Below are 24,642 nucleotides of genomic sequence, written 5' to 3' on the forward strand. Positions count from 1 at the left end.
CGTGAACTTTCCGCGCTGAAGACTGCGCCCGTGAAAAAATATTCGGTGATCCGGCACCTGAGTGTTTACTCTTGTGTTGTCGATCCATAGCCCGACCATGCAGAGGGCAGCCGGCCCTCGTGCCGCTGGCGGGTGCGGCCGTGAAGAGGTATGCGGATGCGCACTCTCGTTCTGAATGCTGGATATGAACCCCTGGCGGTCATCACCTTCCGCCGGGCGCTCGTCCTTGTCCTAACCGGAAAGGCCAGCGTGGTGGCCGAAGGGGACGACCCCGTTGTCGGCCCCCAGGATATTCTGGGCCGCCCGTCCGTGATCCTGCTGAACCGCTACATCCGGCCGAGGTACAACACCATGACAGCGGTGAGCCGCCGCGGCGTGCTCCGCCGCGATGCCCACCGCTGCGCCTACTGCGGCAAGGCTGCCCACACCATCGACCACGTCCAGCCAAAATCCCGGGGCGGGGCCGATTCCTGGGAGAACCTGGTGGCGGCGTGCCTGCGGTGCAACAACGCCAAGAGCGACCACACCCCGGCGGAGATGGGCTGGAAGATCGGTTTTGTTCCGGGCCCGCCAAAGGGCGCCATCTGGCAAATCAAGGAGCTCGAGAAGCCGACGCCGGCTTGGGACCCGTTCCTGTTGCCTGAGTCAGCGGCCTGAACTGCTGCCTGGACTGCTGCCTGAACTGCCTCCGGGCAGTTCATGGCTGATTCGGCGGCAGCCGGCGCCGCGCTAGGCTGAACCGGTGGAGTTCGATGCCATTATTCTCGCCGGGGGACGGTCCTCCCGCCTGGGCGGCGTGCCCAAATCCGGGCTGATCTACGACGGCGCCACCCTCCTTGAGCGCTCACTGCGCGCCGCGGGCGGGGCAGGGCGCACCGTCGTCGTCGGTCCTGACCCCGGGGACCTGCCCGGGGGCGTGCTGAGCTGCAGGGAAGACCCGCCCTTCGCGGGGCCGGCCGCCGCCATCGCCGCGGGACTGGCCGCGCTGGACGCGGACCACCCCGGCCGGCACGGGGCAGCCGCGCCGGCGCCGTTTACCCTGGTCCTTGCCTGTGACATGCCGCGCTCGGCCGAGGCAGTCCGCGCCCTGGCCGAATCGCTGGCCGCGTCTGTTGCAGTTGCGCCGGAACGGGACGGGGGCGACGGCGTCATGGCCGTCTCGGCCGAAGGCCGGAAGCAACCACTCGCGGGGTTTTATGGCACAGCTGCGCTACAACGTTGTGTTGCGGACGCCGCGGCCAGGGGCAGCCTGGAAAACGCGTCGGTCTTCGCCCTTCTTGCTAGGCTGGACGTGCGGGAAGTTCGCGTTCCCCCCGGTTCCACGGATGATGTCGACACCTGGGATGACGCGTCCGCATTAGGCGTTTCCGGTAGGCTTCCAGACCGCGGTCCGGGCGCCGGTCCGGAACTCCGCAGCTGAACTCGACCATGGAGGCAAACGGTGAAAAGCCAGGATGAAACGCTGGAAGACTGGTGCCGTGCCCTGCTCCAGGCCCTGGAGCTGGAAGACGTTGAGATTGACGTGAACGAGGTCCTCGCCCTGGCCGGGGTGGCTGCCCACTCCGTGGTGCGCCCGGCGGCGCCGCTGACGACGTTCATTGCCGGCTTTGCCGCGGGTCTGGCCTCCGGCTCCGGGCAGGCCACGGACTCCGTGTCCATGGAGTCCGCGATGGCCGTGGCGCGCCGGCTCGCCAAGGACTACGCAGCCGCCGAAGCCCCCGGGGCATGACGGCGGCGGCCCCGGACGGCAGCGGACCCACTGCCCCAGGCAGCGACGGCGGTAAAGACGGCCTCAGAGAGGGCTTCACGGAGGGCCCCGCAGACCCTCCCATCCCGGCGGGCCAGGACCCGGCGGGCCCGGACCCGACGGACCCGGATTCAACGGACGAAGATTCAACGGACGAGGACACTGCCGGCCAGGACACGGCAGGGGAGCCGCACCGGCACCTGGCCCACACGTGGCAGGAGGCCCGCCAACTCGCGTTCGACTGCGCCGTTCCCATCCCGGCTGCCCCCGTCCCGCTCCGGCAGGCGCTGGGCCGGACCCTCGCAGCGGACATCGTTGCCCTGCAGGACATGCCCCATTACGCTTCCTCTGCCATGGACGGCTGGGCCGTCAACGGCAGCGGTCCGTGGATCCTGGCCGAACCCAACCAGCTGCTGGCACCGCATCAGGCAAGTCCGATTGCCACCGGAGGCCTCATTCCGGCCGGGGCCAAGGCGGTGCTGCGCAGCGAGAGCGGCATCATCGACGCCGACGAGGACGGCCTGCCTGTCCTGAAACTGGGCGGCAACGCGAAACCGGGGGACCCGCGGAACGGGGACCACATCAGGAAAGCGGGGGAGGAAGCCGCCGCCGGAGACGTCCTGATCAAGGGCGGCACCGTCCTGAACCCCGCCCACCTGGCCCTCGCCGCGCTGGCCGGAAGCGACACCCTTCCGGTGCTCGGCAAGGCCTTGGTGCGGCTCGTCTTCACCGGCTCGGAGGTGGTGACGTCCGGGGTGCCGGCACCCGGGCAGGTCCGGGACACCTTCGGACCCCAACTGGCAGCCGTGGTGGGAATGCTTGGCGGGATCTGCACCGAAGAAGTGAAAATCGGGGATACCTACGCCGAATGGCTCGCCGCGCTCGAGGACACCGATCCTGCCGCCGAAAACCTGCCTGCCGACGTCGTCATCACCACCGGCGGCACGGGTCGCTCCGGAACGGACCACCTCCGCCGATCGGTCACCGAACTCGGCGGCCGCCTGCTGATCGACGGCGTCGCCATGCGCCCGGGCCATCCCGCCGTGCTGGCCGAGCTGCCGGACGGCAGGTACATCCTCGGCCTGCCAGGGAACCCGCTCGCGGCCATGATGGCACTGTCCACGATCGGAGCCCCGCTCCTGGCGGCCCTGGGGCACGGACCAATTCCCCCGCTCGGCGAGGTGCCCTGCGGCTCGACGATTGACGCCGATCCCGGCCGGACACGGCTCATGCCCTTCCGGCTGCTCTATGGCATGGCGTCGCCGGCGCAGCACACCGGCCCGGGAATGATGCGGGGCCTGGCAGCCGCCGACGGCGTGCTGGTGGTCCCGCCCCATGGCGTGCAGCTGGGGGAACTGGTCCCCGCCTTCGCACTCCCTTGGGGGACGCCGCTACCGGACCCGGCGGCAGCCTCCGCCGCGCAGAAGCCGGCCGCGAAGCGGACCGCCAGGAAAGCCGCGGCCAGCGACGGGCCGGTGGACTGGAGTGCCCTCCTGGGCTGAGCCCTGGCCCCCTGCGCTGGCTTCAGGATCAGGCACTTACAATGATGGAACCAGCCAAAGAATCACGACAACCGCACAACATGTTGCTTAGGAGCACCGGATGGGCCGTGTCACGCAACGCCGCAAAGTGCACAAGATCGTCCTGGATGGGTCCCCTCAGGCCCTCGAATTCCCTGTCCGGCACCGGGAGGACGTCCTTGCCGTCGAGGAACCGCTGGAAATCCGGCTCGGAGACATGTCCTTTTCCGTCACCATGCGAACGCCGGGCAATGACTTCGACCTCGTCGCAGGGTTCCTCGTCTCAGAGGGGATCATCTGGGCTCCCGAACAGCTGGTCTCGCTCAGGTTCTGCGCCGGCGAAGACGCCGACGGCATCCAAACGTTCAACGTCGTGGAGGCTCAACTCCGGCCCGACGTCGTCCGGCCCGAGACCGGACGAAACGTCTTCACCTCCAGCTCCTGCGGCATCTGCGGGACGGACTCGATCGATGCCGTGCGCAAGTCCTCGCACTACAGCCCGGCACAGGATCCGCTGACCGTTCCCGTGGAAACGCTCGCGGGCCTCCCGGACACCCTCCGGTCCGCCCAGGAGGTCTTTGACGCCACCGGCGGCGTGCACGCCGCCGGACTCTTCAGAATCGCCGACGACGGCTCGGCGGAGTTGCTGTGCCTCCGCGAAGACGTCGGAAGGCACAACGCGGTGGACAAGGTGGTGGGCTGGGCGCTTCGCGAAGGCCTGCTGCCGCTCCGGGGCACCGTGCTGCAGGTGTCCGGCAGGGCATCGTTCGAGCTCGTCCAAAAGGCAGCTCTCGCCGGGATCCCGGTCCTTGCCGCTGTCAGTGCCCCCTCCAGCCTGGCCGTCGAGCTGGCCGAGGCCAGCGGGATGACCCTGGCCGGGTTCAGCCGCCGGACCAGCCTGAACGTGTATGCGGGCCAGCAGCGCGTCGCGGTCCCGGCCCCCGCGGCCGGCTAGGGGCAACACTTGGCCAACAGGTTCCCCGCGGCGTAAGTTTTATCCATCGATTGGAGCCAATCGGACCGCCAGCGCTGAAGAGGAACACATTGCACGATGACCGCCGTCTTACGGAAGTCCGGCTGGACCGCTTTCTGCGTGACCGCGTCGCCCCCGCGGTCTACCCGCGCAGCGTCCCGCTGACCCTGAGCAGCTGGGACGCGCCGGACGAACCCGTGCCGGTGCTGGACGCCCTGCGGCACGAGTTCACACCGCAGGAACACGGCGCGGCCTGGGGCCGCCCGTGGAGCACCAAGTGGCTCCGGCTCCGGGGTGAAGTGCCGGACACCTGGGGAACCGCGGCGGCCACGTCGGTGGAAATCCTCGTGGACCTGGGATTCAGCGGCGAGCTCCCGGGCTTCCAGTGCGAAGGCATTGCCTGGCGGTCCGACGGGACCATTATCAAGGCGATTTCGCCTCGGAACCAGCACATTCCGCTCAAACTCCTGGGCACCGGCATGGCTGTCGACTTCTACGTCGAAGCCGCGGCCAACCCCGACTTGTCCCAGAACTGGACATTCGCCGCCACTCCCTACGGCGACAAGGCGACGGCGGGCAGCGAACCGAAGTACCGCCTCGGCATGATCGCCATCGCTGAACGCAACCAGACGGTATGGGAACTGCAGCAGGACATCCTCACCCTTGCCGGGCTCATGCACGAGTTGCCCATGGACCTGCCCCGCCGCCACGAAATCCTGCGGGCGCTCGAACGCATGCTGGACATCATGGACCCCGACGACGTTGGCGGTACCGCGGAGGCCGGACGGGCCGCCCTCGCCGACGTCCTGGCCCGGCCGGCCTACGCCTCGGCGCACCAGCTCGTGGCCACAGGCCACGCCCACATCGATTCGGCCTGGTTGTGGCCGGTACGGGAAACCATCCGCAAGTGCGCCCGGACGTTCTCCAACGTCGTCGCGCTGATGGACGAGTATCCCGATTTCACCTTTTCGTGTTCCTCGGCCCAGCAGCTCGCGTGGATGAAAGAGTATTATCCGGAGCTCTTCGGGCGCATCCGGGACAAAGTCCGCGGCGGCCGGTTCGTTCCCGTCGGCGGGATGTGGGTCGAATCGGACTCCAACATGCCCGGCGGCGAGGCCATGGCACGGCAGTTCCTCGAGGGCAAGAGCTTTTTCCTGGCCGAATTCGGCGTGGAATGCGAGGAAGCGTGGCTCCCGGACACGTTCGGGTATTCCGCGGCCCTGCCGCAGATCATCAAGGCCGCAGGCAGCCGCTGGTTCCTCACCCAGAAGATCTCGTGGAACCAGGTCAACAGGATGCCCCACCACACCTTCAACTGGGAGGGAATCGACGGCACCCGGGTGTTCACCCATTTCCCGCCGGTGGACAGCTACAACTCCGATCTCAGTGCCCGGGACCTGGCGCACGCAGAGCGGAACTACCGGGACCACGGACGCGGAGGCTCCTCGCTGGTTCCGTTCGGATATGGCGACGGCGGCGGCGGGCCAACACGCGAGATGCTGGCCTCGGCGCAGCGCACGGCCGACCTGGAAGGATCCCCGAAAGTGCGGATCGGCTCGGCAGCCAGCTTCTTTGGCCAGGCCCAGGCCGAGTATGAGCCCCTGCCGGTCTGGGTGGGGGAGATGTACCTGGAACTGCACCGCGGCACCTACACCAGCCAGGCCAGGACCAAGCTGGGAAACCGGCGCAGCGAGCACCTTCTCCGGGAGGCCGAACTCTGGAGTGCCACCGCTGCCGTGCGTTCCGGGCACAGCTACCCTGCCGCGGAGCTCAAGCGCCTCTGGCGGCTGGTGTTGCTGCAGCAGTTTCATGACATCCTGCCGGGGAGCTCCATCGCGTGGGTCCACCAGGACGCCGAACGGAACTATGCCGCCGTCGAACGGGGGCTGGAGGCGATCATCACGGACGCCGCGGCCGCAGCCCTCGGCACCGGCAGCCGGGAATTCCTCCTCAACGCTGCCCCGCAGGAGCGCCAGGGCGTGCCTGCCCTGGCCGCTGCCGAGCCGGTCCGGCCCGGGCAGCCGGTCGAGGTCACCGAAGCAGACGGCGGCTACATCCTGGACAACGGCATCATCCGGGCCGTCGTGGACGCCAACGGACTGCTGGCCTCGCTCACAGACCGTGGCACCGGACGCGACGCGATTGCTCCCGGAGAATTCGGCAACCTCCTGGAGCTGCACCGGGACACGCCGAATGAATGGGACGCGTGGGACATCGACGCCTTCTACCGCAGGAACGTTGTCCGACTGGTCGAGGCGCGTTCGGTGAGTCTGGAGCCCGGCCCCCAAGGGGAAAGCCCGAGCGCCGTCGTGGTGGTGGAGCGCATGGCCGGCTCCTCGCCCGTGACCCAGCGGATAGCGCTCGCCGCAGGCGCCGACTCGCTCGCGATCACCACCCTCGTGGACTGGCACGAGAGCGAAAAACTGCTCAAGCTGGGCTTCGCCCTGGACGTCAGGGCAGACCGCTCGGCGGCCGAGACGCAGTTTGGGCACGTGTTCCGCCCCACCCACGTCAACACGTCCTGGGAGGCCGCGAAGTTCGAAATCTGCGCCCACCGCTGGATCCACGTCGCCGAGCCGGGCTACGGGGTGGCCATCTCCAACGCCTCCAGTTACGGCCACGATGTCACCCGCAACGTCCGGGGCGCCGACGGCGGCACCACCACCACGGTGCGGGTCTCGCTCCTGCGGGCGCCGAAGTTTCCGGATCCGTACGCGGACCAGGGCAGGCACGAGCTGCACGTCACGATCCGGCCGGGCGCCACCATCGCGGACGCCGTCGAGGAGGGCTACCGCACCAATCTGGCCCCGCGCGTGGTGCAAGGGGCCCACGGGGTGGAGCCGCTGGTCACCGCGTTCAATCCGGCCCTCGTCATTGAAGCGGTCAAACTCGCTGAAGACGGCTCCGGCGACGTAATAGTCCGGCTCTACGAATCGCTGGGGGAACGATCCACAGGCCTCCTGAAAGCCAACTTCCCGGTCCGCGGGCTGCACGCCGTGGATTTGTTGGAACGGCCCGTCGACGCCCCGGGCGTGAGGGCAGGCCTCGATTCCGCGGAGCTCACGTTGCGGCCGTTCCAGCTGGTCACGCTGAGGTTTGTGCGCTGACAGGCAGGGCCGTGGTCCCAGCCCCCAGCAGGGACAAAACAGCAAGGACAAAACAGCAGGGACCACACCGGAAAACCCCTTAAACAGGCTGAGTGGGAGCGGTCCTTGCGGACCGCTACCACTCATCCCCCCAATGGCGCTTGGACGGCTGCCTCTGCTTCGCACGGCTGACTTCCGTACACGAAGCGAATGCCGCTTTCACACATTCATGATTCTTTCACGGTCTAATGATTTTGTGAATGCCTTACCCTTTGTTCTTGCGGAATGTTGCGCGAGCGTTACGCGATTCCTTGGCGGCGAGCCCGGAAGCCCAGAACAGTCCCAGGCCTAGGACGTAGCCCAGGACGGCCAAATAGTTGACCGTCTGCTGCGCAAGGAACCAGGGGCCAGGTGCGAAGGAGGCTGGGACGCTGCAGGCGGTGGCGAGGGCGCCGAGGCATGTCAGGAGGGCCGCGGCACGCACCAGCCGCGGCAATTGGCTCCTGGTGGTGGCCAGCAAAGCCGGCAGCAGGGCGAGGGAGACGAAGGCAGGATAGGTACGTCCTGCCGCGGCGTAGAACGGCGCCAGGACGGCATTGGGTCCGCCGTTGTCCGTGATGTCCAGCATGCCGGCCGAGGACCCGCGGGTGTCCATGAGAAAGAAGGTCACCGCCACGGCGGCAGCGCTGATGGCCAGGGCCCAGCGCCCGGCCGGGCCCGCGATGAGGCGGTAGCCGCGGGGGTCGGCCAGCCCGGTCGCGACGCGCAGACCGACCAGCAGGACCGCCGCGAACACGAGGCAGCGCAGGATCAGGTGGGTGAGGTTCCAACCGCCGAGCACCGCGTCGATCGCCTCGTAGGGGCCGGGCACCGAGAGCAGGCTGCACAGGGTCGCGAGAACCAGGATCCAGAAAACGGTCCTGTTCCGCCCCTGGATCGCATCCGGAACGCGGAGGAGAAGCACCACGGAACAGATGATCAGCGTGCCCCACTGGAGGGTTGCAATCATTCCGGGTTCTCCCACGTCACTTGCCTGCTCAGCCCCGAGATGGTCAGGTCATGCCAGCTTGCTTCTTCGGCGCCCGCTTCGCAAGCGTCTTGGCCAACCAGATCAGGGACAGTCCCAGGACCAGGCACAGAACGGCCGAGTAGTTGAAGACGAACCGCATGAATCCGAGGGACGGAGGAATGACCGGGGAGAGCAGGCTCAGGGAGATGGCCACGGTGCCCAGCGCGAGCAACGCCGCGCTGGACCGCACCAGGACGGGGAGGCCGCTGCGCAGGGTCCGCACCATGGCCGGAAACAGGGCCACGGTGATGAACGCCGGGTAGAGGCGCCCGGCGGCCCCGTAGTACTCCACCAAGGCGGCATTACGGTCATCCTTGGCGGACAGGGCGACCAGCCCCGCCGAGGAGCCGGCGGTGTCCATTGTGAGGAAGACCAGCACCACCACCGCCGAGGCGGCTGCGGCTACCGCAATTCCAACAGGACCGGTGATGAGCCGCAGGGCGTCGTCCGCGCTGAAGCCCCGGGCCACCCGGACTCCAAGAAAGAAGATGGCGGCGAAAATGACGAAGCGCAGCACCACGTTGGCGATGTTCATGCCGCCCAGGATCTGGTCCACGGCCAGGTACGGGGCATCGATGCTGAGCAGGATCGCCAGGGTCATCAGCGCAAAGATGGCGAACAGGGACCGGTTCACACCGCGGAGGACGCTGGGCACGCGGGCGAGCGTGACGACGCCGCACACCGCCAGCGTGGTCCACTGCAGGATCGCGATCATCCGAGGTTCTCCCAAATTTTTTCTGTCTGTGCCTGCTCCTGCTCATGGCGCCGCAGCGATTTTCCGAGCGCCTGAAGACGCTCCCCGGCCAGGGCGCTAAGGTCTCCGGCGGAGAGGGCATCGAGCGCGGCCTGCTTCGCCCCTGGCATCCAGCCGGCCTCATCCTCGGTTATCAAGCCCGTGGCGACGAGCCCGCCCGTGAATCCTACGCCCGCCGCGCGGGCAGTCGCGACCGCCAGCTCGGGGGACAGCCTGTTGGCCGTGAGCTGGGCCGAATAGTTCTGGGGTGCCACGCCGGTGGCAGCCGAAACCCGGTGGCGCAACTCACCGTCGTCAATCGCGTCCACCCAGTTCCGGACAGAAGTGGCGTGCGGGGCGGGGCTCAGCGGCGGAGTCATGGAGCTGCCATGGTCACCGTAGCCGCCGTAGGCCGGGGACGAACGGGAAATGACCGCGCGCAACAGGTCCATGGTGGCAACCTGGCTGACAAGCTCGGCGGGGGTCGGCGGCTGCGGCGGGGCGGCCAGTTCCGCATAGTGGTCGAAGGAAGCCAGTTCCGTCAGCGGACTCAAGTCCAGGGCCCGGCTGATGCTGACCAGGGTGGTCTCGGCCACTTTCCCGCGCACCAGCTGCTGGGCCAGGGTGGTGCGCTTGATCCCGGAGATCCTGCAGATATCGGCTGTGCTCGCCGACGGGGCAACCCGGTGAAGCCAGAGTTGGAACGCCTTTGCGGGTAGTGGCATCTAGGGCTTCCTGCGGAGTCGACGGGCAGTATGGCTACTGTCATGCGGTGGGGCAGCGGCGATTGGGGCGGGGGATGGAAGCGGTGTGGAGGTGTGGGCTGGGATTTTACGTGAGGTCCTAATTCAACTATGCTAAATGGTCGAACCCGCTGGTCCGTACACCCCCCAAGTCCGGACCGGCGGGTTCTTCTATGCCCGGCTGGTTTTCGGCCAGCCGCGACGGGCGGTTTCTCCCAGTCGGGACGGCCCGTTTGGGCCGCAGTGAGAGGATGAACTAATGACTGCAACCCTTGTTGCCAAGGACCTTTCCGGTGGTCACGATCACCGCACACTCTTCTCGAAGCTGTCCCTGACCGTAGCGCCCGGCGACGTCGTTGGCGTCGTCGGCGCCAACGGTGCCGGCAAATCCACCCTGCTGCGGCTGCTGGCCGGCGTCGACAATCCGCAGGAAGGCACAGTGAGCCTGGCCCCCGCCGACGCCTTTGTGGGCTGGCTGCCGCAGGAACACGAACGAATTGCCGGCGAAACGGTCGCAGACTACATCGCCCGGCGCACAGGCTGCGCGCAGGCGACCATAGAGATGGAGTCCACCGCCGAGGCGCTGGGCTCCGGCGCTCCCGGCTCCGATGACGCCTACTCCCTGGCCTTCGACCGGTGGATGGCCTCCGGCGCCGCCGACCTGGAGGACCGCATCCCGCCCGTCCTGGCGGACCTTGGCCTCGAGGTGGGGCCGGACGCCGGAATGACCGGCCTGTCCGGCGGCCAGGCGGCCCGCGTGGCGCTCGCCGCCCTGCTGCTGAGCCGGTTCGACATCGTGCTCCTGGACGAACCCACCAATGACCTGGACCTCAACGGGCTGGCCAAGCTCGAGGCCTTCGTGCAGGGCCTGCGCGGCGGCGCCGTCCTGGTCTCGCATGACCGCGAGTTCCTGGCGCGCTGCGTCACCACCATCGTGGAACTGGACCTCGCGCAGAACTCCGTGGCGGTGTACGACGGCGGCTACGAGGCCTACCTGGAGGAACGCGCCGTCGCCCGCCGGCACGCCCGGGAACGCTTCGAGGAGTACGCCAACACCAAGGCCGACCTCGTTTCCCGGGCCCGCACACAGCGCGAATGGAGCTCCCAGGGCGTCCGGAACGCCATGAAGAAAAACCCGGACAATGACAAGATCCGGCGTGCCGCCAGCACCGAGTCCTCCGAGAAACAGGGCCAGAAGGTCCGGCAGATGGAGTCCCGCATCGCCCGGCTCGAAGAAGTTGAAGAGCCGCGCAAGGAATGGCAGCTGCAGTTCAGCATCGGGGCGGCCCCCCGCTCCAGCGCCGTCGTGGCCACCCTGCGCGACGCCGTCGCGCAGCAGGGCGACTTCACCCTGGGCCCGGTGAACCTGCAGCTGAACGCGGGGGAGCGGATCGGGATCACCGGCCCCAACGGCGCCGGCAAATCCACCCTGCTCCGGCTCCTGCTCGGCGTCCAGCAGCCCGACTCCGGTGACGCCTCCATGGGTGCGTCCGTGGCCGTCGGCGAGATCGACCAGGCGCGCGGCCTGCTGGCCGGCGAGCTGTTGCTCGCAGACGCCGTCGAAGCCGTACTGACCGATCAGACCCCGGCGGAGGTGCGCACCCTGCTGGCCAAGTTCGGCCTCAAAGCCGATCACACCAACCGGTCCGTCGACTCCCTCTCCCCGGGGGAACGGACCCGGGCCGCCCTGGCGCTGCTGCAGGCCCGCGGCGTCAACCTGCTGGTGCTGGACGAACCCACCAACCACCTCGACCTTCCCGCCATTGAACAGCTCGAGGAAGCCCTCGACAGCTATGATGGCGCGCTGCTGCTGGTCACCCACGACCGCCGGCTGCTGGAAAACGTCCACCTTGACGCGCGCTGGAACGTCGAGAACGGCGTCGTCACCGAGCTGCACGCCGATGCCCCGAAAGGCAACACCAAATGAGCATGGACCGGGTTGCCTGGAGCTCCCTCTACAACATCACCCGCGCCTCCAGCGGGTCCAAGCCGTTCTCGAAGGAAACGCTGAAGCGTGTCTTCAGTTTTGCCCGCCCCCACCGCAGCCGGCTGATCGCCTTCGTGCTGCTGTCCATTGTGATGGCCGTCCTGGCCGTTGCCACCCCGGTCCTCGCCGGGCAGGTGGTCGACGAGATCATCGCCCATGCGGATGTCGGAACGGTTCTCTGGCTGGCCGTCCTGATCGCCATCGTCGCGGTTGCCGAGGCCGGGCTGGGCCTTGTGACCCGCTGGCTGTCCTCCACCATCGGTGAAGGCGTCATCGTGGACCTGCGCACGAAGGTCTTCGACCACGTCCAGAAGATGCCGATCGCCTTCTTCACCAGGACCCGGACCGGGGCCCTGGTCAGCCGGCTGAACAACGATGTCATTGGCGCGCAGTCGGCCTTCGCCGGCACACTCTCCGGCGTGGTCAGCAATGTCGTGGCCCTGGCGCTGACCCTTGCCGTGATGCTGAACAAATCGTGGCTCGTGACGGTTCTCGCCATGATCCTGCTGCCGATCTTCCTGATCCCCGCACGCCGAATGGGCTCCAAACTGGCCGATCTGCGGCGCGAAGCCGCCGAACACAACGCCACCATGGGCACCCAGATGACCGAGCGCTTCTCCGCACCCGGCGCCACTCTCGTCAAGCTCTTCGGCCGCCCCGACGAGGAGTCCCGCGAGTTCGCCCTCCGGGCCGGCCGGGTCCGGGACATCGGCGTCCGCACCGCCATGCTGCAGTTCACCTTCGTCACGGCGCTGACGCTGGTCTCGGCGCTGGCCCTTGCGCTGGTCTACGGCCTGGGCGGCTGGCTCGCCCTCGCCGGGCAGTTGAACGCGGGCGACGTCGTGGTGCTCGCGCTGCTGCTCACCCGCCTCTACGCGCCGCTCACGGCACTTTCGAACGCACGGGTGGAGATTATGAGCGCCCTGGTCAGCTTCGAACGCGTCTTTGAGATCCTGGACCTCAAGCCGCTCATCCAGCAGAAGCCGGACGCGGTGGCATCCCCGCCGGGTCCGCTCTCGGTGGAGTTCGACAACGTCCGCTTCGCCTACCCCTCGGCGGAGAAAGTCTCGCTGGCCTCCCTGGAGGACGTGCGGACCCTGGACACCCGCGGCGGCGAGGAAGTGCTGCACGGCATCAGCTTCCGGGTGGAGCCAGGGCAGACAGTTGCGCTCGTCGGCTCCTCGGGAGCGGGCAAGTCCACTATCGCGCAGCTCCTGTCGCGCCTGTACGACGTCGACTCGGGCGCCATCCGCTTCGGCGGCACCGCGCCCGGCACGGACGTGGACGTCCGCGACCTCACGTTCGACTCGATGCGGGCAACCCTCGGCATGGTGACGCAGGACGGTCACCTGTTCCACGAGAGCATCGCCTCCAACCTGCGCCTGGCCCGCCCGGAGGCCACCGACGAGCAGATGTGGGATGCGCTGCGGCGTGCCCGGCTCGAAGACATGATCCTGTCCTTGCCCGATGGCCTGGATACCGTGGTGGGGGAGCGCGGCTACCGGCTCTCCGGCGGCGAGCGGCAACGCCTGACGATCGCCCGGCTGCTCATCGCGCAGCCGCGGGTGGTCATCCTCGACGAGGCCACCGCCGCGCTGGACTCCACCAACGAAGCCGCCGTCCAGGAGGCCCTGGGCGCCGCGCTGGAAGGCCGCACCGCCGTCGTGATCGCCCACCGGCTCTCGACGATCCGCGCAGCGGACGCGATCCTCGTGGTGGAGGACGGCTCGATCGTGGAGCGCGGCACCCACAAGGAGCTCCTTGCCGCGGAGGGCCGCTATGCGGAGCTGTACCGGACGCAGTTCTCCGAGGCCAGCGCGTTCGCGCAGGAGGCTGTGCCCGGATAACGAGCCTGGGTGTTTGGGGCGGTGTTTGGCAGCGTGTTTGGGGGCGGGTGTTTGGGGCCCGTGCGGGACGGGTCCTAGCCCGCTGACGGTTTGTCGGACAGGGCCGGCAGCACATGGTCCGTCAGCAGCGGGGCGAGATCGCCCGGCAGCTCGGCGGCGAGGTCCAGCCAGCGGATCTCGGCGATTTCCGCCGACGGCCGGGCGCTCCACACACCCGGAGCCGTGAAGACGGTGGCCTCAATCTGGGTGGCTGCCTCGTTGGCGGCATCCGCCAGCCAGCAGCCCAGCAGGTCCAGCCGGTCCGGGGCCAGCACGATCCCCACCTCTTCCTGGAGCTCACGCGCCGCTGCCTGGGCCGCCGTTTCGCCGGGCTCGGGTTTGCCGCCGGGATGCATGAACTTGTCGGTGCCCCGTTTCCGGACGGTCAGGAGGCGTCCGGAGCGATCGAACACGCAGACGGCGGAGACGACAATGCGCGGGTTCACTCCGCACGCCTTGCGTCCGGAGCGGCGTAAGGTGCTGCGTCGCCTGCTGCGTCGGGTGCTTCGTCTGGTTCTGCTTCCAGCCGGTGCAGGACGGACTCCAGCAACTGGTCTTTGGCGGGCCCGGTGACGTCCCAGCGGTAGCCGCATTCGTCCGGCCCGAGAAACCTGTACGTCACGCAGTAGGTGTCAGGGTCGCACCAGTGCACGTCCTGGTTGGCCTCCCCGGCAAAGCCCATGCGGTGGAACGGGCGGCCGTCCGGGAAGTACACGTCCAAAACATCGGGCGTGTCCGCCGGCTGCAACAGATATTCCCGGCTCGCCGGCCCGGTGAACGGCGCGCCGCCCACGGATGTCCAGCGCGCGGTGCCTTCTTCACGCCACAACAGGCCGCCGTCGTCGTTGGCCGTGAAGCGTACGACGCCGGTGAAGGTTCCGCTGGTCCCGGTGCTGCGGTCCAGCAGGGTGCGGTCGACGGACCAGGAGCCGCGCAGGTAGGCGCGGAGGTCAAAGCCCGGACCCGTGTCCGGGGTTTCGTCCGGGGCAGGAATGTTCAAGTGCCCTCGATTGGAATCGAACCAACGACACCGGCTTTAGGAGAGCCGTGCTCTATCCACTGAGCTACGAGGGCGGGCATCCGCGTGCGGGCGGCCAGGGGGCCGGTCCGGTCGGACACGGATATAAGCATACAAGGTGAGCGCGCGTACTACGCTCTTGGCATGACTGCAGGAACCACCGAGCTTTCCGCCGGAGCCCTCTACTACCCGGATGTGGCCGCGACCCGGTTTTACGTCGGGGCCCTGGCGAAGCTGAGCGTGCTGCAGTATTTCGTGGCGGAGGCGGCTGTGATCGGCGCCTGGGCGGGAGCGGAACAATACAGCCGCCGCACCGGCTACATCAGCGACCTCGGTGCTTTGGCGTGCGGGGATTTCGACGGCCGGGACGTTTGCTCGCCGGCGCATCTGCTGATGAACGCGTCCTTTGTGGTCCAGGGCCTTGGCATGGTGGTCGGTGCGCTCCTGCTCGGCTCTGCGCTTCTGTGCTGTGCCGCGCGGCCCGGCGTGCCCCTCAGGCGCGGCCGGATGCCGGGCCGGATGGCTGCCCGGGCGCACGGCCGGGCGGGCTGGGGCGCGGGAGCGGTGGCAGCAGGCGCCGCACGGTTGCTGACCGGCACCGCCGGGGCCGGAACGGTCATCGTGGGGCTGGTGCCTGAAGACACGGGATCAGCCTGGCACGTGGCCGGCGCCCTGATGTACTTCGCGGCCGGTGCCCTGGCGCTCCTGGTCCTCGGTTGGCTTTGGCTGCGGCAGACGCCGCTCGGGTGGTTCATTCTTGCCTGCGGCGCCGTGTCCCTGGCGGCGCTCATTGCGGGCGGCCTGACGGGCATGCACGTGCCGGAACCCGGCGCCCTGGAGCGACTCATGGGCTACCCCATAACGCTTGGCATCGCCGCGGCCGGACTGGTCATCGCCCAGCGGGTCCAGCACGAACGCACAGTGCGCAAGCTGGCCCGGGCCCAGGCCCGCTGAGGCATTTCCGGAGTGTCTGATAACTGGCAACCGTCTGAGCTTGCATTATCATGAGGGCACTCACCGGAACATTCCGGTGCGGGCGTGCGGGATTTGCCGTCGGCGCACGCCAGTATGCCGACTTTGCAGTCTTATGGGGACGAATGCCAGAGCAGCTTGTCTTGCCGCGCTTGGATGCGGAGAGCGTGACAACCGAACAGAAGGTTGCGATCAGGCGCCTGCAACGGGGCGCCGAGGGGCGTTCCGTGTATGTCAGTTCCCGGCCCAAGAAAGTGAAGGAGCACCCCGTGATTGCCAAGACAACCGAGGAAGTCGACGGGGAAACGATTCCTTACCACGGCGACCGACGGCTGAACCGTGACCTCCGGGGCTCCACCGGCCGCCGCCGTCGAATTGCGGTGCGATGACGCTCGAGGCCCTGGCCGGGCCCGAGGGGCGGCTGCCGGACGGACAGCTGCCGGACGGACAGCTGCCGGACAAGGCAGCCGGTGCCGCAGCCGGCGCTGGCCTGGGAGTGGCGGCTGTGGCCGCGCCCCGGGCGATCGACGGGGCCTTCGCGGACCGTGATGTGGACGGTGGTGTTGACGGCGCCGCGGCCCGTGCCATTGGCGTACGGATGATCGACGGCGGAATCATCGAGGTCCTGCTGCCCGCCAACGAGGAGATCGAGGGTCCGGAGGCGCGCATCGCCGGTGACACCGTCCGTACGCTCGCCGCGGGACGGCGGATGCCGGTGCTCCTGGTGATCACCGGCGTCGTCGGTGTCAGTATTGAGGCGCGGCAGGTCTACAGCGGTTCCATAGCGGCGACAGCGTTCGCCCTGGTGGGCGAGAGCCCCGTGGACCGGGTTATTGCCCACTATCTCCTGCGGTCCAGAAGCGAGACGATCCCCGCGCAGTTCTTCACCTCAGAATCCGCGGCCGTCGAATGGTTAAGGCAGTACACCCGTGAAGAATGAGGCGCCGGACCCCAGGCTGCATGCCCTCGTAGAAGGCATCGTGCGGATCGCCGGAGGCGATCTGAGCACCAGGATCCCGCATTCCGGAGCCCGCGACGACGTCGCCGCCGTCATTGCCGGAATCAACCTGATGGCCGATGACCTGCAGACCATATACCAGGAGCTGGAGGAGCGGGTCGAAAGCCGTACGGCCATGCTGCGAGCGGCGCAGGTGGAACTCGAACGCATGGCGCTCACCGACCCCCTGACCCAACTGGCCAACCGGACGGCACTGAACTCGGCCCTGAGCCATGCCCTGGCGGAGTCCTCGCGCGGCGAGATGCCCCCGGCACTGCTGATTCTCGATCTCGATTCCTTCAAAGGCATCAACGACACGCTCGGGCACAGCGCCGGCGACGACGTGCTGCGGGTCATCGCACGCCGGCTCCAGGACGCCGTCCGCGAAACGGATACTGTGGCGCGCCTCGGCGGCGACGAATTCGCCGTCATGCTGCCGAAGTCCAATCTGGTCAGGGCACGCAGGGTGGCGAACAGGATCCTCACGGCGCTCAGCGAGAGCCTCGCCGTCGGGGACCTGAAAATCACGTGCGGAACGAGCATCGGCCTGCGGATCGCGGAACCTGGCCAGTCCGTGGACGACCTGGTCATGGAGGCCGACACCGCCATGTACGCGGCCAAGGCCCAGCCGCACGGCAGCATCAAAGTGTTCGAACCGGCCCTGCTGTACGCCCGCCGGTTGCAGAGCGTCATGGTCACGGAAATGCGCGAAGCGATCCGGCAGGACCAGCTGACCCTGCACTACCAGCCGGTGGTGGACCTCGCCTCGGGCCGGATCGAGGGCGTCGAGGCGCTGGTCCGGTGGAATCACCCGGAGCGTGGTCTCCTCATGCCGGACCAGTTCATTCCCCTGGCCGAGGAAACCGGCATGATTGTGGACCTGGGCCACTGGGTACTGCGCAATTCCGTGCGTCAATTGCGCAAATGGCAGCAGGATCTGCAGGTGGACAGCGCGTTCAACGTCCGCGTCAACATTTCCACCACCGAACTTCAGAATCTCGAACTGATCGAACACGTGCGCGACATCCTCAGGGAAACCGGCGTCGACGCATCAAACCTGATCGTGGAGCTGACGGAGTCTATGGCCGTCAACGGCGGGGACGTCGACCAGTATTCGCTCAACGGCCTGCGGCGCCTCGGCGTGCAGCTTGAAATCGATGACTTCGGGACCGGCTATTCCTCCATTAGCTACCTGCGCAAGCTGCCGGTGAACGTGGTCAAGATCGATCGAAGCCTGATCAGCGGCCTCGGTGCCGACGAGCAACAGCGGGACTTTGTGGCCGCGGTGCTGCACCTCATTCACGCCTGCGGCCTCAAAGCGTTGGCCGAGGGCATCGAGACGGTGGAGCAAGCCGATGTGCTCCGGGAGATGGGCTGCGGCAGCGGCCAGGGCTACTATTTCGGCCGGCCGGCACCGGCGGAGGAGATTATGGCGCTGATCAACCGGGGTAAATTCGGTTCTTAGCGCCGGTCTTGATGGTTATTTTCGGAAGTTAAGCAGCGGCGGGTGCTGGAATCACTTCCAGCACCCGCCGCCTGTCAAAGCAGTCTCCGTTACTTCTTGATGGAGTCCGGCCACCAACCGATAGCGGCGACGGAGCTCTGGCCGGAGGTGTCGGCTGCAGCAGAAATCGCTGCGGAGGCGGACATGCCCGCGGCTGCCAGCGCACCGGCGACGAGGAGTGTTGCAAGGGTCTTCTTCATAAGGACTCCTGATACGTAAGAGGCTGATGTGACGCGTGTGACTTGTGGTGCAGATTTAGTATAGGGCCAAACGACACGCCGTTGGGTAACAATTCGTTCCGCTGCGAGCGGATTCGTGATATTCGCGCGAAGCTGCGGAAGTCCTGAGTCAATACTGCGCAGGTCTTGCTTGCGCGGTTTGTTCGTTTCCGCTCCCGCGGCAACGGATAATTGGGACATGCAACAAAGCTCCGTTTCACCCTCGTACGCCGCTGCAGAGCTGCAGGCGCGCGAGTTCCGGTCCAGCCACGACTTCCGCGAGGCCGCGAATGCCGCGCAGGCGGCGGCAGACATTGCCAGTGCCGAAGGTGATTCGTCTTCGTGGTGGCACATGACGTTGTTCCGGGCCGAGAGCCTCATTGCCGCCGGAGAAATTGAAGCTTGCGCGGAACTTGCCGCCACATTGATTGCTGAACCCCGGGACGGGAACCTGCAGCTCCAGGCCCAGGTACATATCCTCCTGGCCCTGACCCGACGGGGCATGGGTCTGCTCGAAGAGGCCGCCGATGAGGCCAGGATCGCTGCGGACCTCATGGACGACGAGGACGACGTAGAAATCGCGGTCAAGGCCCGGCAGGCCCTCATTGCGGCTCTCGCCGACAGCGGGAGGCTTGACGAAGCGTGGGCGGAAAGCCTCGTCATGGCCGACATCATTTCGGGCGAAGTTGATGACCAAATCGTAGGTAAGGCGTACTGGGTCATTGGAAACGTCGCATTCCTTTGCAGCAAAGTCGCCGAGGGGCTCCACTATCACGAGCTCGCCGCTGCCACCTTTTCACCGGCCCGAAACCTCACTGTCTGGGCAAAATTCAACAAGGCGTCCGCGGCCATGCGGCTCGCAGCCGATGTTGCGGACGCGGACACCCTGCGCTGCATCGAACGCGCTGAGCTGGCCACCGACGTCATTGGCGGCACTGAGGAAGATCACGTACTGCTCAAACTAAACCGCGGACACTGGAATTTCCTTGCCGGGGACCAAAAAGCGGCGGTCGACACCCTCGAAAGCATCTTCCCGGTCCCCGAGAAAACATCACCGCAAATTCTGGGCGAGGTATTTCTGTTGCTGGGCCGGTCCCACGCCGCCTTGGGAAACCGGGCCGAGGCCCGGAAGTACTTGATGGAAGCCGCCGACCACTTTGAGAAATCAGGAGCCCCGCAACGTGCGGAGCAGGCCCTTGAATTCCTGAACGACGTGCCCTGACCCTGCGCTGAGGTGGACATGCCCTCCGCTGGACGTGAGCCCTGGACATAATGGCAAGATGTCCGCCGGCCGGGCTTAAGGCTGGGCATGTCCCGCGCCCGAGGTCAGGTGCAAGGGAAGACTCCAGCCGCCGCGGCTAAGGCTGGGCATGTCCCGTGGCAGGGGAAGCAGCGGAGGCCTTGCGGCCGAGGAATACGGCCGCACCGCCGGCGACGAGGCTCAGCGCCAGGAGTACCCAGCCGGCGACGGTCAGCATGGACGCCAGGGCCACCTGACCGCCGTCGAGGTTTCCGGCCGACATCATTGCATCGATCACGGTGTTGCCCCACAGCCTGACCGCCGCAAAGAGCAACGGCAGCGACCACAGCGCCCAGCGCAGGGATTTCCGGGCCACGTTGGTTCCGATCAGCAGCAGCCAGATGAAGCCAAAGATCAGCGGGAAGAGCATCCCGGCCGTTTTGTGGACGTAGCTCAGCTGGCCCACGGCGTCGGCGTCCATGGCCGCGCGCAATTGCTCCACGAACCCCTGGTCAAAACCGCCGATCAACGAGTCCGGCATTGCCAGGCCGTCCGACAATTGCGTGAGCTGGTTGAGGGTGAGGAGGTGCAGATACCAGAACAGGAAGAGGCTGGCCACGACGCCGGCGATCACAATCAGATTGCTGTTGCTCTGTGCCTTCTGCGGTGTCCGGTTGGTGGTCGGATTGATCACCGGCGGGAGATGGTGCTGGGGGACCGCCGCGTTAGCGCCGTGCTTTTTGATCCGCTGCGCGGGTGTCTTGGCCATGGCTCCATTATCGCCCGTCCTGTGCGGCCGACCTGCACAGCCTCCCGTGCCGGCTGTTCAGGGCCAGCGGGCGCCGATAGTCTGGAACGCGTGACCGAACTAGGAAAACACCGGCTTGGCCGGCACAGCACCGCAGATCTCGACCCGTCACTGGACGACTACCAACTGGCCGAGGCCCTGGTCCGCGAGGCCGGCACGCTGGCGCTGTTGATGCGGCAGGCGGGGCTTGAGGGCAGGCAGAAGACGTCGGTCTCGGACGTGGTCACCGCGGCCGACCACGCCGCCGAGTCCTACGTGCTGGAACAGCTTCGGCGCTGCCGGCCAAATGACTCTGTTTTGGGCGAAGAGGGCGCCTCCGTGACGGGCAGCAGCGGCCGGACCTGGGTCATTGATCCCGTCGACGGGACATTCAACTTCCTGCACGGATCCACGTACTGGTGCTCGGCCATTGCCCTGAAGGATTCCTCCGGTGCAGGGCTCGGCGCCATCTTCCAGCCGGAGGAGGACAAACTCTGGCTGGGCGGGACGTCCCGGCCGGCCACGCTCAACGGCGAAAAACTGGTCACCTTCTTCCCCAGCGCGTCCGGCGGCACGGGGCGTTCTGACACCCCGGTGTCTGAACTCGGCGCGGCAACGTACATCCACCCGACGTGGCTTGCCGATCCAATGTGTGCCATGCCCTGGCACGCAGCAGCGACGTCGGCGGCCGCACTTCGGATGTTCGGATCCGGCTCCTGCGACCTCGGCCGGGTGGCGGACGGGCAGCTCGGCTGCTGGTTCCAGCACAGTTGCCCTGAATGGGACTGGCTGCCCGGGAAAGCCATCGTAGAAGCGGCGGGCGGGGCGACCGACGTCGTGCGCGTCAACGGACTGAACTGGTTCATCGCGGGAGGTGCGACGGCGGTGCGGCAGCTGCGCGCCGCGCTCAGCTCCGGCGCCGTCGGCTAGGCTTCCCGCCGGCAGGACCTGGCCGGAGGACATGCCCGTGCCGCGGTGCGGGTCCGGGGGACATGCTCATTCTTCGCGACCAGGACTGGGCATAGGGGGATTATGTCCACTGGGCACGGGCGGCGGAGGGCATGCTCGTTCCGCAGTGGTGTATCCGTGGGGCATGCCCATTCTTCGCTGCCAGGACTGGGCTCAAGGGGATGATGTCCACTGGGCACGGGCGGCGGAGGTCATACTCGCTCCGCCGTGCCGTGTCCGTGGGGCATGCTCATTCTTCGCGGTTAGGACTGGGTATAGGGGGATTATGTCCACTGGGCACGGGCGGCGGAGGGCATGCTCGTTCCGCGGTGCCGTGTCCGTGGGGCATGCTCATTTTTCGCGGTCAGGACGTGCCGTATCCGTGGGGATTGCTCATTCTTCGCGACCAGGACTGGGCATAGGGGGATTATGTCCACTGGGCACGGGCGGCAGAGGGCATGCTCGTTACGCGGTGCCGTGTCCGTGGGGCATGCTCATTCTTCGCGGTAAGGGCTGGGCATAAGGGGATTATGTCCACCGGGCGGGGGCAGGGGAGGGCATGTCCCGAGGGGCGGACGCCGCTGTCAGTGGCACCGCCTAGACTTGTTAACACCATGGATATGTTGTTTGACCCTTACGCCGACGGACCCTTCCAAGCTGCCTCCAGGACGGCGGCAGCCACAAAATCGTCCCTCGGAACGGGCGCGGCAGCGGTGGGTTCCGCTCCCGGCTGGGGCCCAAACAGCGCCGAGGGCGGCCACGAGAGGGACCGGGACGCCCCGCGGCTCCCGAACGCCGGCGAACTTCTGGAAGGGCTGAACCCCCAGCAGGAGGAAGCGGTCAAGCACGCCGGCAGTGCCCTGCTGATTGTGGCCGGTGCGGGCTCGGGCAAGACGCGCGTGCTCAGCAACCGCATCGCCTACCTGATCGCGACCCGGCGGGCGCACCACGGCGAGATCCTGGCCATCACCTTCACCAACAAGGCCGCGGCCGAAATGCGGGAACGGATCGAGGCGCTGGTCGGCGGCCGGGCCAAGACCATGTGGATCTCCACCTTCCACTCCTCCTGTGTCCGGATCCTGCGCCGCGAGGCCAAGAACGTCGGGCTCAACTCCAACTTCTCGATCTACGACTCCGCGGACTCGCTGCGCCTGATCACGCTGGTCGCCAAGAACCTGGACCTCGACCCTAAGCGCTTCGCGCCCAAGGCCATCCAGCACAAGATTTCCGCGCTCAAGAACGAGCTGATCGACGCCGACAGCTACTCCTCCAGCGCCAACTACAACGATCCCTTCGAGCAGGCCGTCGCCGAGGTCTTCAAGGGATACACCCAGCGCCTGCGCCAGGCCAACGCGATGGACTTCGATGACCTGATTGCCGAGACCGTCTACATGTTCCGGGCCTTCCCGGCGCTCGCCGACTCCTACCGGCGCCGCTTCCGGCACGTCCTCGTGGACGAATACCAGGACACCAACCACGCCCAGTACGCCCTGGTGCGCGAGATCGTCGGCGAGGGCCCCGACGCCGCCGAGCTCACGGTCGTCGGCGATTCAGACCAGTCCATCTACGCCTTCCGCGGCGCGGACATCCGCAACATCGTGGAGTTCGAGAAGGACTACCCGGACGCCCGCACCATCAAGCTCGAGCAGAACTACCGCTCCACCCAGACCATCCTCAGCGCCGCCAACTCGGTGATCTCCCGCAACCCCAACCGGCCGGAGAAACGGCTCTGGACGGCTGAGGGCGACGGCGAAAAGATCGTCGGCTACGTCGGCGAGAACGAACACGACGAGGCCCAGTTCATCGCGAAGGAAATCGACCGGCTCCAGGACGAGGGCAACCTGCGCCCCGGCGACGTCGCCATTTTCTACCGCACCAACGCCCAGTCCCGCTCGATCGAGGACGTCCTTGTCAGGGTGGGCCTGCCCTACAAGGTGGTCGGCGGCACCCGCTTCTACGAGCGCAAGGAGATCAAGGACGCCCTCGCCTACCTGCGGGTTCTGGTCAACCCGGACGACGACGTCAACCTCCGCCGCATCCTCAACGAACCCAAGCGCGGGATCGGCGACCGCGCCGAGGGTGCCGTGGCGGCCCTGGCCGAGCGTGAGCGCACCTCCTTCATGGCCGCCGCGCGGCGCGCCGAGGAGGCCCCCGGCATGGCGACCCGTTCGGTCAACGCCGTGCTGGGCTTCGTGAAGCTCCTCGACGACCTCGCCGAGGTGGCCTCCGGCTCCGGCGCGGCCGCGGCGCTGGAAGCCGTGCTGGAACAGACCGGCTACCTCGCCGGGCTGCGCTCCAGCACCGACCCGCAGGACGAATCACGGGTGGAAAACCTCGCCGAGCTGGTCGCCGTCGTCCGCGAATATGAACGCGACAACCCCGAAGGCTCCCTCGGAGCCTTCCTGGAGCAGGTCTCCCTCGTGGCCGACGCCGACCAGATCCCGGACGCCCCCGGCGGTGACGCCGAAGACCTGGCGGCCGCCGTCGCCGAAGCCAAGCGGCTCGGAGTCGTCACCCTGATGACCCTGCACACCGCCAAGGGCCTGGAATTCCCGGTCGTGTTCCTGACCGGCATGGAGCACGGGCTGTTCCCGCACCAGCGCTCCGCCACGGATCCCAAGGAACTGGCCGAGGAACGCCGGCTGGCCTACGTGGGCCTGACCCGGGCCCGGAAACGGCTGTACCTGACCCGCTCCGAGGTGCGCAGCATGTGGGGCCAGAGCCAGTACAACCCCGCGAGCCAGTTCATCGAGGAGATCCCGGCCGAGCTCGTCGAATGGAAGCGGGAAGGCGCCAGCCGCCAGAGCGGAGGATGGGGTAGCGGTGCCGGGATCGGTTCCAGCCGCTACGGCGGATCGTTCTGGGGCGCAGGGACCGCCCGCGGCGCCGGTGCCAGCCCGTCCGCGGGCTTCAACGCCGATGTTCCCGCCGCGGTGGCCAAGAACCGGGTCCAGCCGCAGAAGGAAGTCGTCGCCGTCAGCGTGGGGGACAAGGTCAACCACACCAGTTTCGGCAACGGCACCGTCCTGGCGGTGGAGGGCGCCGGGGACAAGACGGTCGCCAAGGTGAAGTTCGACGTCGGCGAGAAGCGGCTGCTGCTGCGCTACGCACCGCTGACCAAGCTGGACGCCTAGCTGAACGCACAGATGGACGCACAGCTGGACGCCTAGCTGAACGCGCACGGCGGAGCCGGGGAGGCCGGTCCGCGCCGGCA

The 24,642-nt window shown here is 67.4% G+C and carries 21 protein-coding genes and 1 tRNA gene; 14 read left to right on the forward strand and 8 right to left on the reverse strand.

Annotated features, from left to right (window positions below; all coding sequences use genetic code 11):
* Window positions 1–156: 156 nt before the first annotated feature.
* From MRBLAR12_RS18745 to MRBLAR12_RS18770, 6 genes are all read left to right on the forward strand, one after another.
* Window positions 157–657, forward strand: a complete 501-nt coding sequence (locus tag MRBLAR12_RS18745; RefSeq protein ID WP_229993807.1) for an HNH endonuclease — start codon at window positions 157–159, stop codon at window positions 655–657.
* Between the two features lie 85 nt (window positions 658–742).
* Window positions 743–1,420: a molybdenum cofactor guanylyltransferase gene (gene mobA / locus MRBLAR12_RS18750; RefSeq protein ID WP_364747567.1), complete on the forward strand. Its 678-nt coding sequence runs from the start codon at window positions 743–745 to the stop codon at window positions 1,418–1,420.
* 21 nt (window positions 1,421–1,441) lie between these two features.
* Entirely contained in the window at window positions 1,442–1,729 is a 288-nt protein-coding gene (locus MRBLAR12_RS18755) for a DUF6457 domain-containing protein (protein ID WP_364747569.1), read from the forward strand.
* Complete coding sequence (locus tag MRBLAR12_RS18760) at window positions 1,726–3,249, forward strand: molybdopterin molybdotransferase MoeA (RefSeq protein WP_364747570.1); 1,524 nt, start codon at window positions 1,726–1,728, stop codon at window positions 3,247–3,249. The genes MRBLAR12_RS18755 and MRBLAR12_RS18760 overlap by 4 nt, the downstream gene beginning before the upstream one ends.
* Window positions 3,250–3,349: 100 nt before the next feature.
* Window positions 3,350–4,222 carry a formate dehydrogenase accessory sulfurtransferase FdhD gene (gene fdhD, locus MRBLAR12_RS18765; RefSeq protein WP_229993803.1) on the forward strand — a complete coding sequence of 291 codons (873 nt, stop codon included), beginning with the start codon at window positions 3,350–3,352 and terminating at the stop codon, window positions 4,220–4,222.
* A gap of 89 nt (window positions 4,223–4,311) precedes the next feature.
* The gene (locus tag MRBLAR12_RS18770) at window positions 4,312–7,347 is read left to right on the forward strand and encodes an alpha-mannosidase (RefSeq protein ID WP_364747573.1); all 3,036 of its coding nucleotides are present in this window, start codon (window positions 4,312–4,314) and stop codon (window positions 7,345–7,347) included.
* 244 nt (window positions 7,348–7,591) lie between these two features.
* Here MRBLAR12_RS18770 and MRBLAR12_RS18775 read toward each other — a convergent pair whose 3' ends face one another.
* Genes MRBLAR12_RS18775 through MRBLAR12_RS18785 form a run of 3 tightly spaced genes read right to left on the reverse strand, consistent with a single transcriptional unit; the run spans window position 7,592 to window position 9,853 of the window.
* Window positions 7,592–8,335 (reverse strand): hypothetical protein, encoded by a 744-nt coding sequence (locus MRBLAR12_RS18775; RefSeq protein ID WP_364747575.1) that lies wholly within the window; start codon window positions 8,333–8,335, stop codon window positions 7,592–7,594.
* Window positions 8,336–8,378: 43 nt separating this feature from the next.
* Window positions 8,379–9,110, reverse strand: a complete 732-nt coding sequence (locus tag MRBLAR12_RS18780) for a hypothetical protein (RefSeq protein WP_229993800.1) — start codon at window positions 9,108–9,110, stop codon at window positions 8,379–8,381.
* On the reverse strand, window positions 9,107–9,853 hold the full coding sequence (locus MRBLAR12_RS18785) for a hypothetical protein (RefSeq protein WP_364747577.1): 747 nt from the start codon (window positions 9,851–9,853) through the stop codon (window positions 9,107–9,109). Before MRBLAR12_RS18785 ends, MRBLAR12_RS18780 begins: the two co-directional genes overlap by 4 nt.
* Window positions 9,854–10,130: 277 nt before the next feature.
* Between MRBLAR12_RS18785 and MRBLAR12_RS18790 the strand changes: the two genes are divergently transcribed.
* Both MRBLAR12_RS18790 and MRBLAR12_RS18795 read left to right on the forward strand, forming a co-directional pair.
* Window positions 10,131–11,798 carry an ABC-F family ATP-binding cassette domain-containing protein gene (locus tag MRBLAR12_RS18790; protein ID WP_364747579.1) on the forward strand — a complete coding sequence of 556 codons (1,668 nt, stop codon included), beginning with the start codon at window positions 10,131–10,133 and terminating at the stop codon, window positions 11,796–11,798.
* Window positions 11,795–13,705 carry an ABC transporter ATP-binding protein gene (locus MRBLAR12_RS18795; RefSeq protein WP_364747581.1) on the forward strand — a complete coding sequence of 637 codons (1,911 nt, stop codon included), beginning with the start codon at window positions 11,795–11,797 and terminating at the stop codon, window positions 13,703–13,705. Before MRBLAR12_RS18790 ends, MRBLAR12_RS18795 begins: the two co-directional genes overlap by 4 nt.
* Window positions 13,706–13,779: 74 nt before the next feature.
* Here MRBLAR12_RS18795 and MRBLAR12_RS18800 read toward each other — a convergent pair whose 3' ends face one another.
* The 3 genes from MRBLAR12_RS18800 to MRBLAR12_RS18810 form a co-directional block, all read right to left on the reverse strand.
* Window positions 13,780–14,190, reverse strand: a complete 411-nt coding sequence (locus MRBLAR12_RS18800) for an NUDIX hydrolase (protein WP_364747583.1) — start codon at window positions 14,188–14,190, stop codon at window positions 13,780–13,782.
* A complete protein-coding gene (locus tag MRBLAR12_RS18805) occupies window positions 14,187–14,744 on the reverse strand; it encodes a DUF6314 family protein (protein WP_364747585.1) in 558 nt (185 codons plus the stop codon). The genes MRBLAR12_RS18800 and MRBLAR12_RS18805 overlap by 4 nt, the downstream gene beginning before the upstream one ends.
* A 1-nt stretch (window position 14,745) precedes the next feature.
* A tRNA-Arg gene (locus tag MRBLAR12_RS18810) sits at window positions 14,746–14,818 on the reverse strand.
* An 88-nt stretch (window positions 14,819–14,906) separates the two neighbouring features.
* Between MRBLAR12_RS18810 and MRBLAR12_RS18815 the strand changes: the two genes are divergently transcribed.
* The 3 genes from MRBLAR12_RS18815 to MRBLAR12_RS18825 all read left to right on the forward strand — a co-directional run bounded on the left by MRBLAR12_RS18815 (window position 14,907) and on the right by MRBLAR12_RS18825 (window position 18,196).
* Window positions 14,907–15,716 carry a hypothetical protein gene (locus MRBLAR12_RS18815; protein ID WP_364747587.1) on the forward strand — a complete coding sequence of 270 codons (810 nt, stop codon included), beginning with the start codon at window positions 14,907–14,909 and terminating at the stop codon, window positions 15,714–15,716.
* Window positions 15,717–16,119: 403 nt separating this feature from the next.
* A complete protein-coding gene (locus tag MRBLAR12_RS18820; protein ID WP_364747589.1) occupies window positions 16,120–16,674 on the forward strand; it encodes a hypothetical protein in 555 nt (184 codons plus the stop codon).
* The gene (locus MRBLAR12_RS18825; protein ID WP_229993792.1) at window positions 16,664–18,196 is read left to right on the forward strand and encodes a putative bifunctional diguanylate cyclase/phosphodiesterase; all 1,533 of its coding nucleotides are present in this window, start codon (window positions 16,664–16,666) and stop codon (window positions 18,194–18,196) included. The genes MRBLAR12_RS18820 and MRBLAR12_RS18825 overlap by 11 nt, the downstream gene beginning before the upstream one ends.
* 89 nt (window positions 18,197–18,285) lie before the next feature.
* Here the strand turns inward: MRBLAR12_RS18825 and MRBLAR12_RS18830 are convergent, their stop codons facing one another.
* Window positions 18,286–18,435 carry a hypothetical protein gene (locus MRBLAR12_RS18830; protein WP_229993791.1) on the reverse strand — a complete coding sequence of 50 codons (150 nt, stop codon included), beginning with the start codon at window positions 18,433–18,435 and terminating at the stop codon, window positions 18,286–18,288.
* Between the two features lie 217 nt (window positions 18,436–18,652).
* On the opposite strand from MRBLAR12_RS18830, the gene MRBLAR12_RS18835 reads away from it, so the two are divergent.
* Window positions 18,653–19,675, forward strand: coding sequence for a tetratricopeptide repeat protein (locus MRBLAR12_RS18835; RefSeq protein ID WP_229993790.1), 1,023 nt, complete (start codon window positions 18,653–18,655; stop codon window positions 19,673–19,675).
* A gap of 136 nt (window positions 19,676–19,811) precedes the next feature.
* Here the strand turns inward: MRBLAR12_RS18835 and MRBLAR12_RS18840 are convergent, their stop codons facing one another.
* Window positions 19,812–20,462 carry a hypothetical protein gene (locus MRBLAR12_RS18840; RefSeq protein ID WP_364747591.1) on the reverse strand — a complete coding sequence of 217 codons (651 nt, stop codon included), beginning with the start codon at window positions 20,460–20,462 and terminating at the stop codon, window positions 19,812–19,814.
* 90 nt (window positions 20,463–20,552) lie between these two features.
* On the opposite strand from MRBLAR12_RS18840, the gene MRBLAR12_RS18845 reads away from it, so the two are divergent.
* Together MRBLAR12_RS18845 and pcrA are read left to right on the forward strand one after the other, a co-directional pair.
* Window positions 20,553–21,410, forward strand: a complete 858-nt coding sequence (locus MRBLAR12_RS18845; RefSeq protein WP_364747593.1) for an inositol monophosphatase family protein — start codon at window positions 20,553–20,555, stop codon at window positions 21,408–21,410.
* A 638-nt stretch (window positions 21,411–22,048) separates the two neighbouring features.
* Window positions 22,049–24,562, forward strand: a complete 2,514-nt coding sequence (gene pcrA, locus MRBLAR12_RS18850; RefSeq protein ID WP_414645543.1) for a DNA helicase PcrA — start codon at window positions 22,049–22,051, stop codon at window positions 24,560–24,562.
* Window positions 24,563–24,642 lie beyond the last annotated feature (80 nt).

Origin of the sequence: Arthrobacter sp. LAR12-1-1.1 (assembly GCF_040676555.1) — a bacterium.
GTDB lineage: Bacteria > Actinomycetota > Actinomycetes > Actinomycetales > Micrococcaceae > Arthrobacter.

Excerpts from the sequence above, each read along its gene's own strand:
- MRBLAR12_RS18795 (WP_364747581.1), top strand. The coding sequence starts at position 11,795 with ATGAGCATGGACCGGGTTGCCTGGAGCTCCCTCTACAACATCACCCGC.
- MRBLAR12_RS18840 (WP_364747591.1), bottom strand. The coding sequence starts at position 20,462 with ATGGCCAAGACACCCGCGCAGCGGATCAAAAAGCACGGCGCTAACGCG.
- pcrA (WP_414645543.1), top strand. The coding sequence starts at position 22,049 with ATGTTGTTTGACCCTTACGCCGACGGACCCTTCCAAGCTGCCTCCAGG.
- MRBLAR12_RS18760 (WP_364747570.1), top strand. The coding sequence starts at position 1,726 with ATGACGGCGGCGGCCCCGGACGGCAGCGGACCCACTGCCCCAGGCAGC.
- MRBLAR12_RS18775 (WP_364747575.1), bottom strand. The coding sequence starts at position 8,335 with ATGATTGCAACCCTCCAGTGGGGCACGCTGATCATCTGTTCCGTGGTG.
- MRBLAR12_RS18820 (WP_364747589.1), top strand. The coding sequence starts at position 16,120 with ATGACGCTCGAGGCCCTGGCCGGGCCCGAGGGGCGGCTGCCGGACGGA.
- MRBLAR12_RS18830 (WP_229993791.1), bottom strand. The coding sequence starts at position 18,435 with ATGAAGAAGACCCTTGCAACACTCCTCGTCGCCGGTGCGCTGGCAGCC.
- MRBLAR12_RS18790 (WP_364747579.1), top strand. The coding sequence starts at position 10,131 with ATGACTGCAACCCTTGTTGCCAAGGACCTTTCCGGTGGTCACGATCAC.
- MRBLAR12_RS18780 (WP_229993800.1), bottom strand. The coding sequence starts at position 9,110 with ATGATCGCGATCCTGCAGTGGACCACGCTGGCGGTGTGCGGCGTCGTC.
- MRBLAR12_RS18815 (WP_364747587.1), top strand. The coding sequence starts at position 14,907 with ATGACTGCAGGAACCACCGAGCTTTCCGCCGGAGCCCTCTACTACCCG.
- fdhD (WP_229993803.1), top strand. The coding sequence starts at position 3,350 with ATGGGCCGTGTCACGCAACGCCGCAAAGTGCACAAGATCGTCCTGGAT.
- MRBLAR12_RS18835 (WP_229993790.1), top strand. The coding sequence starts at position 18,653 with ATGCAACAAAGCTCCGTTTCACCCTCGTACGCCGCTGCAGAGCTGCAG.
- MRBLAR12_RS18745 (WP_229993807.1), top strand. The coding sequence starts at position 157 with ATGCGCACTCTCGTTCTGAATGCTGGATATGAACCCCTGGCGGTCATC.
- MRBLAR12_RS18785 (WP_364747577.1), bottom strand. The coding sequence starts at position 9,853 with ATGCCACTACCCGCAAAGGCGTTCCAACTCTGGCTTCACCGGGTTGCC.